Genomic DNA, 11,706 nt, shown 5'->3' with positions numbered 1-11,706 from the left:
CGACCGCGGGCGCGCACTCACCGGCCGAGGTGGCGCCGTTGCAAGCCGGCGAAGTCCCCGGCGTCGCGCCACTGCTGCAGCAGCCGGAAGTAGCCCAGGCCGTCGGCGCACAGATACTCTTCCCAGATCGAGTAGGCACCGAGGTCGGTGCCCTCGTTGTTGCTGTAGCCCGGCGTGCAGGTGGCCAGGAACGAGCGCCACTCCGCGTCGACGCCCACCTCGCGCATCCAGGCGTCCTGGGCCTCCCGCGTGACCTCCACGACGTCGACGCCCGCCCGCACGGCGTGCCCGACCACGGCCGCGACCGTCCGGGCCGCCTCCGCCAGGTTGTGCGCGAGGTTGGAGAACCGCATTCCGCCCGTGAACGGCTGCACGAGGAACGCGTTGGGGAACCCGTGCACGTGCAGGCCGTGCATCGTGCGCAGGCCGTCGGCCCAGGCCTGCGACAGCCGCCGGCCGTCCCGGCCGACCGGGTCGAAGCCGCCGCGGCGGATCGGGTCGGTGCCGACCTCGAACCCCGAGGCGTAGATGATGCAGTCCACCGGGTACTCGGTGCCGTCCACCACGACGCCGCTCGGCGCGATCCGCTCGACCCCCTTGCCGCCGGTGTCCACCAGGTGGACCGTCGGGACGTTGAAGGCGGCCAGGTACTCGTCGTGGAAGGTCAGGCGCTTGCACGGCAGGTGGTACCAGGGCTTGAGCAGCTCCGCCGTGCGCGGGTCCCGGACGGTCGCCGCCACGCGGGCGTGGATCTCGTCCATCTTCTCCAGATCGGCGTACACCTCGCGGCCGATCCCGTCGGCGCCGTCCTGCTCCGGGTCAGGCCCCTCCCCGGCGGCGCGGCCGCGCCGGGCCAGGGCGGTCCAGCTGTCGTCGACGAGGTCCTCGGCCGGCTGCTCGGCCGCGGTCATGTTCGCCGCGTAGTTGTCCAGCCACCGCTGCTGCCAGCCCGGCGTGGCGATGCGCGCGAACCACTCCGGATCGATGGGCCGATTGTTGCGGACCTCGATCACCGACGGCGTGCGCTGGAACACGAACAGCTCCCCGCACGCCGTCGCCAGGTGCGGCACGCACTGCACGGCGCTGGCGCCGGTGCCGATGACGGCCACCCGCCGGTCGCGCAGCCCGCCCAGCGGCCCGCCGGCCGGATCTCCGGTGTAGGCATAGTCCCACCGGCTCGCGTGGAAGGCGTGGCCCGCGAACGTCTCGATGCCGGGGATGCCCGGCAGCTTCGGCACCGACAGGTTGCCCAGGCCCCAGGCCACGAACTGCGCGGTGAACGCGTCGCCGCGGTCGGTGCGCACCGTCCACCGCCCGGCGGCCTCGTCCCACTCCAGGCCGGTCACCCGGGTGTGGAACAGGGCCCGCTCGTACAGCCCGTACTGCTTGGCGATGCGCTGGCAGTGCTCCAGGATCTCCGGGCCGTGCGCGTACCACTCCGTCGGCACGTAGCCGGTCTCCTCCAGCAGCGGCAGGTAGATCAGCGAGGCGACGTCGCACTGCACGCCCGGGTACCGGTTCCAGTACCAGGTGCCGCCGACGTCGCCCCCGGTCTCGACGATCCGGACGTCGTCGACCCCGGCCTCCTTGAGGTACGCCCCGGTCATGAGGCCGGCGAAGCCCCCGCCGATGAAGGCGACGGTGACGTGGTCGCGCAACGGTTCCCGCTCCACGCGGTCGGTGAACGGGTCCTCGGCCATGTGCGCGAGGTCGCCGGCGAGCGGCCGGTACTGGTCGTTGCCGTCCGGGCGCAGGCGCTTGGCCCGCTCGGCGGCGTGCTTCTCGAGAACCTTCGACACATCGGGCCTGGGCATCAACGTCTCCTCCAACGGCGTTGTTCGGCGGACCGCGCCACGCGGCGATCCGGGGCGGCGGCTCGCACTAGCAGGTCGGGTCGTCCCGGCGGTACAGGACGCCCTCGCTCCACACCAGGTCGAGCTGGCCCCACCGCATCGCCGAGGCGGCGTCGGGGAAGAAGCTGCGGCCGTTGTAGTTCGCGCTCGTGTTGCACAGCACCGGAATGCCGCTGCACCGGTGGTACTCGCGGAGGATGGCGTGCAGGTTGGGGTCGTCGTCCGCGTTCACGGTCTGCAGCCGGGCGGTGCCGTCCAGGTGCATGACGGCCGGCACCCGGTCGACCCACTCGGGGCGCACGACGTGCTCGAAGAGCATGTGCGGGTCGCGGGTGCCCGGGTCGAAGATGGCGGGCGCGTGCTCCTCCAGGCAGATCGGCGCGACCGGCCGGTAGTGCTCCCGGCCCTTCACGTCGTTGAGCAGCTTCTTCATCGAGGCCTCCGTGGCCGGGGCGATGATGCTGCGCCCGCCGAGCGCCCGGGGCCCCAGCTCCGCGCGGCCGTTGAGCACGACGGCGGGCCGGCCCGTGGCGTGCAGCATCCGGGCCAGTTCCTCGGGCGAGCACGGCGACATGCTCCACCCCGCCGGCACCTCCGGCGTGGGCTCCAGGTCCGGCCCGAGCCGGGTGCCCCACTCGATCGGCCGAAGCCCCTCGCCGCCGGCCGCGGCGAGGCAGGCGGTGCCGATCGCGACCCCCGAGTCGTCCGGGAACGGCGGCACCCACATCTCCTTGATCATCGGGTGCGCCCGCAGCGCGCTGTTCCACTTGATGTTCAGCGCGCAGCCCCCGGCGAAGCACAGGTTCCACCGGCCGCCGCCCTTCCACGCCCGGATCTTCGCGGTCACCCGCTCCAGCAGCAGCTCCTCCAGGAACGCGTGGACGCTGGCCAGCACGTCCTCGTCGGACACGCCCGCGCCGGCCGTGCGCCGCTGGACCGCCGACATGAACTCGTGCACGAAGGAGTGCGACTGCTCGCCCGTGCTGCCGCAGCCGATGATGGTGCGGCGGTAGGCACGCACCCGCGGCGAGCCGGCCTCGAAGTGCTCGAAGAACTCCTCGCGGAAGATCGACTTGATCTCCTCCCGGGCCGTGCCCAGGGCGATGTACGCCATCATCTTCCCGGCGACCGAGAGGTCATCGACGTGGGTCGACTTGTTCGGCCGCTTGAAGGGTCCCCAGTACTGCGAGGCCATGGAGTACGAGTGGCCGATGAGCGGGAACGCCTCGCCGCCGGCCTCGATGCGCCCGTCGGCGTCGACGCAGTACAGCCGCGGGAAGCAGCCGCCGTCCCACACCAGCACCATGGACGGCTCGCCGCGCCGGGCGAACGGGCTGGAGCAGTAGGCGGAGGCGAGGTGGCCGGCCACGTGGACGTAGCTGACGTAGTCCAGGCCCTTGCCGCCGATGACGATCTGGCCGGTGAGGCTGGGGCGGCCCGGGTCGGGCACCGCCTCGGTCTCCCGGTACGGAGCGACGAGGACCTCGGTCGGCACGCCGCCGCTGAGCAGCGACACGCGGCCGTGCCGCGCGCCGTCCCAGCCGTCCACCGCCCACGTGGCGACGTCGCCGAGCTGGTAGCCGAACCGGCCCATGATCGCGGCCAGGTCGTCCAGTTCGTCGACGTTGCTGTACCGGGCGCCGTTGCCGATCTTCTGCATCTCGATGTTGAACGCGAGGCGGTCGCCGTCGAGCAGCGCGATGCCGCCGCTCTGGGTGAGCTTGAGGCCAGCGGTGATCATGAGTTCGCATCTCCCCTGTGTCCGTTGTCGGGGTGTGCCTGAGGGGCCGTCGGGTGGTGCAGCAGGTCGGCCAGCGGTCGCCGGCCGTCGGCGACCATGGCGTCGAGCAGGTTGCGGTAGTCCGGCGGGATGCTTTCCAGCAGCGCCGGGGCGACGACGTCCACCGCGATGTCGAAGTCGCACCGCACGCCGTCCGCGCCGTCCACGATGTTCAGCGCCAGCGGATGGCCGGTGCGCGCGATCGGCAGCGGGTCGGCCTCCGCCACCGCGAGCCCGTCCACGGCCGGCACCGCGACCTGGCGGTAGAACGAGATCGACGTGGTGAACAGCTCGTCGCGCAGCCCCGCGCCCGGCCCGCCCGACTCCGCGATGAGCTCCGCGAACGGGTGGTCCTGGGTCTCCAGCCCGGTCACCAGCTGCTCGAGGACCTCGGCCACGTAGTCGGCGACCCGGATGTCCGCCGATCGCCGCAGCCGCAGCGGGAGCAGGTTGGAGCAGTACCCGACCACCAGATCGAGCTCCGGCGGCCGCCGGGCGGCGGCGACCGGAACGACGACGTCGTCACGCCCGGTCAGCCGGTGCAGCAACGCGCCCCAGGCCGCCACGAGGTAGGCGAACACGGTCACGCCCTCCTCCCGGGCGGCCTCGCGCATCCTGTCGCGGAACGCGGCGTCGAGCCGGACGCCGTGCCGCACCGCCCGGAAGGGGTAGCCCGCCGGCCCGCCCGACGACGGCAGCTCGACCGGCGGTGCCTCCTTGAGCAGGGACCGCCAGTAGTCGCGGTGCGCCGCGGCGCCCGGCCCGGCGGCGACCCGGTGGTGCCACGCGACGTAGTCGCGGAACTGCGCGGCCGGCGGCAGTTGGGCGTCCGCGCCGCGGCGTCCGGCGTTGTACAGCTCGACGAGGTCGCCGACGATGGTGCTGAACGACCAGCCGTCCACCGCCGCGTGGTGCACCGACAGCAGCAGCTGGTGCCGGCGCGGGGCGACCCGCACCACCGCGGCGCGGAAGACCGGACCGCCGGCCAGGGCGAGCGGCCGCTCGGCCCACTCGCGCCGGAACCGCTCGAGCTCCTCCTCGTCGGCGCAGGCGTGCTCGACCAGCACGCCCGGCGTCGCCTCGGCCGCGGGGTGGACGACGAGCGTCTCGCCGTCCACCCCGAGCGTGCTGCGCAGCGCCTCGTGCCGCGCGACCACGCCGTGCACGGCCGCGCGCAGCGCGTCGCGGTCCAGTTCGCCGTCGAGCCAGAAGCCGATGGACATCTCGTAGGCGGCGACGCCGCCCTCGTCGAGAGCCGCCAGCTGCCGCTGCGCGAGGGTGCTGCGCGGCGGCGCCGGGCGGGTGCCGGCCCGGCCCGTGCGGCGGTCGCCGAGCATTCCGTGGGACCGCAGCTCGGCGACGGAGTCCCGGACGGCCGCGCGGATGTGCGCCAGGTCCTCCGGCCGGTGGGCGGTGGACAGGAAGAAGTTGCGCAGCTCCCAGACGAACACCCCGCGGTCGAGCAGGTTGAAGTAAAAGGGGTCCATGTTCTGCTCGTGCTCGAAGCGGAACAGCGACGAGAACCGGCGGACCTCGATCGGCACGTCGAGCTCGCGGAAGTCGGCGTTGAGGTCGTCCACGAACGCCTCGGTCGTGCGGTCGAGGTCGCGCTGCAGGGCCGGCCCGGCCGCGCGGAGGTTGTCGAGCACCGCCTTGGCCGCCACCATCGACATCGGGTGCTGGTTGAACGTCCCGCCGAAGAACGTCGACTCGACCGTCGGGCCGGAGTCGTCGCCGAAGTGCCAGACGCCGCCGTCGACGGGGTCCATCACCCCGCCGCGGCCGGCGATCACGCCGAGCGGCAGGCCGCCACCGATGATCTTGCCGTAGGTGGCCAGGTCGGCCTCGATGCCGTACAGGCCCTGCACGCCGGCCGGGTGGCAGCGGAAGCCGGTCACCATCTCGTCGAAGATGAGCTTCGTGCCGTGCTCCCGAGTGATCTCCCGAACGCGCCGCAGGAACTCGGGGTTCTGCACGCCCGGCGTGCGCAGCGTCACCGGCTCGGTCATGACCGCCGCCAGCTGCGGACCGTGCCGGTGGATGAAGTCGAGGGCCTCGTCAGTGCCGAACTCCAGCACGTACACGTTCTCCACCGCGCGCGGCGAGACGCCCGGCGCCAGCGGCCGCGTGCCGAACACGCCGTTCTCGTGGGAGGGCACGGCGAGCACGCCGTCGGAGTGGCCGTGGTACGCCGTGGAGAACACCACGATCTTGTCGCGCCCGGTGGCCGCGCGCGCCAGGCGCACCGCCGTCATGACCGCCTCGGTCCCGGTGTTGAGGAAGGCGACCCGCTCCATGCCGGTGAGCTCCAGCACGGCGGCCGCGACGTCCTCGACCAGCCGGGTGCGCGGCCCGAGGCTGAAGCCGACGTCCAGCCGCTCGCGCAGCGCGTCCGTGACGAACGGCGGGTTGTGTCCCAGCAGGTGCACGCCGTAGCCCAGGGTCAGGTCCACGTACTCGTTATCGTCGATGTCCCACAGCCGCGCGCCACGGCCGCGCTCGGCGACGATCGGGTACAGCATCTCCTTGGTCGCGGGCCGGAACCCGAGCGTGGAGCGGCTGTCGGCCACCATCGGGCGGAATCGCTGGGCGAACGCCTTGGAGCCCTTCGTGCGGGCGCCGAACCGGTCGGCCAGGGCCCGCAGATAGCGGGTGCGCTGCGCCGTCTCCTCGGGGTCGGCCGCGGCCCGGCGCATGCCCGGCGCGAGCGGCACCACCGACCGGGTCGGGGCCGGCGCCGCGGCCGGCGGCACCACGGCCGACGGGACCACGGCCGACGGGACCACGGCCGGGGCGCCGCCCAGCACCTCGAGCTGCCGTTGCATGACAAGCAGCTGCTCCCGGATCAGCTCCTGCACCGCTGCCGTCACGGTGGCCGGCACCGGCACCGGCGCCGGCGCCGCGACGGAGGGCGCCGCCACCAGCGGATCGGGCGCGACGACGGGAGCCGGGGACGCGCCCGGCAGCTTCTCGGCCGGCGCGTGCGCGGCGAGGTAGGCGGCCATCTCGGCCGGCGTCTGCACCTCGCCGAAGAGCTGCCGCAGGGTGACCTTGCACCCGTACCGGTCCTCCACCAGCCGCAGCAGGCCGAGCAGCGCCATCGAGTCGGCGCCGAGCTCGGTGAACGCGACGTCGGGGTCCAGCCGGTCGGGCGGGATGTCGAAGTAGCCGCCGACGATGGCGGCGATGCCTGGCAGTAGTGGCTCCACGCTGTTCTCCTCGTGCTCGGCGCCCGGATGGCGGCGCATCAGGCGGTCACCGTCGGGTCCAGGCGCGCCGCCAGGCGGTCGATGGTGGGGTTGGCCAGCAGCTCCCGCGCCGTCAGCGGCAGCGCGAGCTCCTGCTCGATCCGCCGCGCGAGGCGGACCGCGAGCAGCTCGTCGCCGCCGAGGTCGAAGAGGCTCAGGTCGTAGCGGTCGACGTCGGTACGCAGCACCTCGGACCACAGCCGGGCCAGCGTCCGGCGCAGCCCGGCGCCCGCCGCGGGGCGCCGGTCGTCGGCCGCGGCCGCCAGCCGGCGCAGCCCGGCGTGCAGGACGAGGTCGAGGGCCTCGGTCCGTGGCGGCTCCGCCCGATCGAGCACGGCGTCCCGGTCCGCGTCCCGGTCGGAGTCGGTTCCCGCGGGCGGGTCGAACGACCAGAGGTGCACGACCCGCCCGGGCACGAACCCGGCCGCCGCGAGCGCAGCCGACAGCCGCTCGCGGTCGCCCGCCTCCGCCGGGTCGACGACGAAGGAGTCGGCGTCGACACGCTCGTACCGGCGACCGGCGCGCACCACGCACACGGCGGCGCCGCCCTCGCGCAGCGCCCCGGCGAGGGCGTCGCCGACCCCGCCGGCGTCCGCGAACAGCAGCCACGGCCCGTCCGCCCGCGCGGCGGCCCCGCCCGGGACGGCCGGGGCGCCGGGCGCATCGGGCCGCAAGGTGGGCCCCCGCAGCGGGTGGGTCGGCAGGGGCACCCGCCGGGGCCCCCCGCCCGACCACGCCGACCAGTCCACCGGCACGCCCTCGACCCACAGCCGGGCCGCGGCGGCCAGCAGGCCGACCACCGTCGGCGGGGCCGGCACCGGGTCGAATCCGGCACCGGCCGACGCTGCCCCGACGGCCAGCACGGCCGCGCTCGCGCCCGCGAACGCCTCGGCGAGCCGGTCGCCCACCCAGACGTCCCGTGTCCAGTGCCGCGGATCGAGCACCCGCGCCGCGGGCAGCTCACCGCCGGTGACGGCCGACAGGATGGGCATCCGCGGCGCCCGCGGCCTCACCGCGGGCGGCCGGTCGAGCCGTCCGGCCCGCCAGGACAGCAGGGCCGCCGCCGCGGACGGGTCGAGGGCGCCGGCGACGCAGGCCGCGAGGACCTCGCCGGCCCCCGCTCCCCCGACCGCCGCCGGCCGCACGCCGGACTCCGTCCACAGCGCCGCCAGGACCCGCGCGGCGGTCACCGCGGCCGCCGAGGGATCGTCGTCCACACCGGCGCCGGCGGTGCAGCGGTCGACGAGGTCCGCGACCGCGGGCAGGCGCCCGGCCAGGGCCCGCAGTTCCTCGGCCCCCATCGCGCCGAAGAGCAACGACACAGTCGGGGCGGACGGCGCCGGCGCGACCGGACGGTCGGCCAGGGCTCGCAGCCCGGTCACGGCGCCGGCGTGGTCGTCGGCGACGACCGCGTGGCGGTGGGCGAAGACGCGCCGGCCCGCCCGCAGGGTGTACGCCGCGTCGGCCAGACCGGGCGCGTCGGCCCCCGCCAGCTCGTCGGCCACCCGGCGGGCCAGCTCCCGCAGCGCCGCGTCGCTCTTGGCGCTCACCGCGAGCAGCCACGGGCCCTCGGCCGGCGCCGGGGCGGCGGGCGCCGGGGGTGCCTCCTCGAGCACGACGTGCGCGTTGGTGCCGCCGATGCCGAACGAGCTCACGCCGGCCCGTCGCGGGGTGGACCCCGCCGCCCAGGGCATCGGGGCGGTGTTGACGAAGAACGGGCTGTCGTCCAGGTCGATCTCGGGGTTGGGCCGGGCGAAGGTCGGGTGGCCGGGGATCTCCCGGTGCTGCAACGCCAGCACCGCCTTGATGAGCCCGGTGACACCCGCCGCGGCGGCGAGGTGCCCGACGTTGGCCTTGACCGAGCCCAGGGCACACTCCCGCCGCCCCGGCCGCGCGCCGCCCGCGACGAAGGCCTCGCGCAGCGCGGCGAACTCGACGGGGTCGCCGAGCGTGGTCGCGGTGCCGTGGGCCTCGACGTAGGTGATGGTGCCGGCGCCCACCTCGGCCACCGCCTGCGCCTCCGCGATCACCGCCCGCTGGCCGGCGGTGCTGGGGGCCGTGTAGCCGATCTTGTCCGAGCCGTCGTTGTTGATCGCCGAGCCCTTCACCACGGCCAGCACCCGGTCGCCGTCCGCGATCGCCTCGGCCAGTCGCTTCAGGGCGACCAGGCCGACCCCGTCGCCGAACGTCGTGCCGGCCCCCGCGGCGTCGAACGGGCGGCACCGCCCGTCCGGGGACAGGATCATCCCCTCGCTGAACGTGTAGCCGGGGTACGGGTTGGCGATCACCGAGACGCCGCCGGCCAGGGCGATGTCGCACTCGCCGGTGACGAGGCTCTGCACGGCCAGGTGTACCGCCACGAGCGACGTCGAGCACGCGGTCTGCACGTTGACGCTCGGCCCCCGCAGCCCGAGCTTGTAGGAGATCCGGGTGGTCAGGTAGTCCTTGTCGTTGGCGATCATGATTTCGGTACCGTCGTAGCCGAGCGGATCGCAGTGGCGGCCCAGCAGGTTGGGCAGGTACGTGTTCATCGACGCGCCGGCGAACACCCCGACGGCCTGCTCGCCCGCCGCGCCGGCGTAGCCGATCGTCTCGAGCAGCTCCGAGGCGACCTCCAGCAGGATCCGCTGCTGGGGGTCGAGCAGCATCGCCTCACGCCGGGTGTAGCCGAAGAACTCGTGGTCGAAGCGGAACGCGTCGGGCAGGACCGCCGCGCGCCTGACATAGGCCGGATCGCGCAGCACCCGCGGGGGCGTCCCGGCCGCCGCGAGCTCGGCGTCGGTGAACGTGGTCAGCAGGTCGTCGCCGGCCCGCAGCCGGCTCCAGAGGGTGGCCACGTCGGGGGCGCCGGGGAACCGACCGCACATCCCGATCACGGCGATGTCGTTGGGCCGGATCGGCGCCGCGGCCTCGGTCGCGTCAGGCATCCCGGCCTCCGTCGCCGTCCACGCGCTGACGCCCCCGCGCCCGCAGCCGCGCGCCGCGCGCCGCGCCGTCCGCCAGCTGCACCCGCCGGCTCGAGGCGCGCCCCCGGCCCGGGCCCTCGCCGACCGGCGCGGCGGCCTGACCGAGCCGCCGGGCCAGGCTCGTCACGGTCGGGTAGCGGAACAGGTCGGGCACCGTCAGCGGGCGGTCCGCGGCCTCGTCGGTGAGCAGCTGGTGGACCTGCATGAGCAGCACCGAGTTGCCGCCGAGGTCGAAGAAGTTGTCGTCGGGGCCGATGGCCTCGCGGCCGAGGACCTGCCGCCAGACCGCCGTCACCCGCCGCTCCTGCGCGCCGAGGCCGGCCGGCGCGGGCTCGTCAGCCGGGGCCGCCGCGTCCGCGAGGGCGTCGCCGGCCGGGTCGCCCGCGCCGACCGCGTCGCCGACGCGGTCGCTGCCGGGGTCGCCCACGGCCGGCAGCGGCAGGTCGTCCGCGCGGTGCCGCGGATTCGCCACCACCGCCCCGAGCAGGGTCAGGTAGCACCGGATGACCTGCCGGGCCGCCGCGGACGGGAAGACCGACGTGCGGTGCTTGAGCACCGCGACGAGCCGGTCACCGTCGTGGACGACCTCCAGCACGAGCTCCAGCTGGTCGTCCTGCTGCGCGAGGCGGAACGGCACTGCGGTCAGCCCGGCCCAGGCGACCGGGGCCGCGCCCTCGTCGGCCACGTACAGGCCGGCGTGCGCCGGGTACCGGTGCGGCTGCTGGTAGCTGAACATCGCCTGGAAGATGGGGTTGCGCCCGTCGCGGCGCGGCGGGCTGAGCTCCCTGACGAGCCGCTCGAACGGGTAGTCCTGGTGCTCCAGCGCCTCCGCGACCGTGCGGCGGGCCCGCCCGAGCAGCTCCCCGAACGACGCCGCGCCGTCCAGCTCGGCCCGCAGCACCACCGGGTTGACGAAGTTGCCGACGCTCTCGGCCAGCGCCGGGTCGGTCCGGCCGGCGACCGGGGTCCCGATCAGCACGTCACGTCGGCCGGTGTACCGCCCGATGAGGATCTGGAAGGCCGTCAACAGCACGACGTACGGCGTCGAGCCCGCCTCCCGCGCCAGCGCGAACACGTCGCGCGCGAGGGCGTCGGGGAACGCGAACACGATCGAGGCGCCCCCGTCGGCGTCGGCCGGGTCGGGCTCGAAGCGCGGCCACGCGGTCGGCTCCAGGCGGCCGGCGAGCCGCCCGTGCCAGTACGCGCGGGCCCGTTCGCCCCTCGCCGTGGCGATGAGGTCGCGCTGGTACGTGACGAAGTCGGTGTACGGCGCGTTGCGGGCGGGCAGGTTCGCCGGGCGCCGCTCGGACTCGGCGCGGTACAGCTGCTCCAGCTCGGCCAGCATGAGCCCGAGCGACCAGAAGTCGCACACGATGTGGTGCACGCTCAACAGCACGACCGCCTCACCCGGTGCGGTGCGGTAGACCCGCGCCCGGATCGGCGGACCGCTCATGAGGTCGAACGGCTCCCGATGGTCGTCGCGCACCGTCTGGGCGAGCCGCTCGTCGCCCCAGTCCCCGGCGTCGGTCTCGGCGAAGCCGGGCTCGAGCCAGCCGTGCACGCTCTGCCGGCCCTCGACGGCCCCGGCGCCCGGCGTGCCGACGCGCCCGAAGGTGGTGCGCAGCGCCGCGTGCCGGCCGACGAGGGAGCGCAGCGCGCCGTGGAACGCGGCGGTGTCGAAGCCGCCGGTGAACCGGGCGGTGAAGGCGACGTTGTACGCCGCGTTCGCCGGGTCCGTCTGGTGCAGGATCAGTAGCGAACGCTGCGCGGGCGACAGCGGGTGCTCGGCGCGCGCCTCGGCGGCCCGCGACCGCAGCACCGCCTCCAGTCGTTTGCGGACGTCGTACTCGCTCACAGCA

Annotated in this window: 5 protein-coding genes; all 5 read right to left on the bottom strand. The window is 74.9% G+C overall.

Annotated elements, in window-relative coordinates; all coding sequences use genetic code 11:
• Positions 1-17: 17 nt before the first annotated feature.
• A complete protein-coding gene (locus ABT369_RS05195) occupies positions 18-1,814 on the bottom strand; it encodes a flavin-containing monooxygenase (RefSeq protein WP_350610416.1) in 1,797 nt (598 codons plus the stop codon).
• A 67-nt stretch (positions 1,815-1,881) separates the two neighbouring features.
• Positions 1,882-3,594 (bottom strand): carbamoyltransferase N-terminal domain-containing protein, encoded by a 1,713-nt coding sequence (locus tag ABT369_RS05190; protein ID WP_350610415.1) that lies wholly within the window; start codon positions 3,592-3,594, stop codon positions 1,882-1,884.
• A complete protein-coding gene (locus ABT369_RS05185) occupies positions 3,591-6,881 on the bottom strand; it encodes an aminotransferase class III-fold pyridoxal phosphate-dependent enzyme (protein WP_350610414.1) in 3,291 nt (1,096 codons plus the stop codon). The genes ABT369_RS05190 and ABT369_RS05185 overlap by 4 nt, the downstream gene beginning before the upstream one ends.
• On the bottom strand, positions 6,881-9,808 hold the full coding sequence (locus ABT369_RS05180) for a type I polyketide synthase (RefSeq protein ID WP_350610413.1): 2,928 nt from the start codon (positions 9,806-9,808) through the stop codon (positions 6,881-6,883). The genes ABT369_RS05185 and ABT369_RS05180 overlap by 1 nt, the downstream gene beginning before the upstream one ends.
• Complete coding sequence (locus ABT369_RS05175; RefSeq protein WP_350610412.1) at positions 9,801-11,702, bottom strand: condensation domain-containing protein; 1,902 nt, start codon at positions 11,700-11,702, stop codon at positions 9,801-9,803. The genes ABT369_RS05180 and ABT369_RS05175 overlap by 8 nt, the downstream gene beginning before the upstream one ends.
• Positions 11,703-11,706: the final 4 nt, after the last annotated feature.

Source organism: Dactylosporangium sp. NPDC000244 (assembly GCF_040300725.1).
GTDB lineage: Bacteria > Actinomycetota > Actinomycetes > Mycobacteriales > Micromonosporaceae > Dactylosporangium.
Note: the sequence above shows the minus strand (reverse complement) of the source record. Positions and strands in the feature narration are given on the sequence as shown.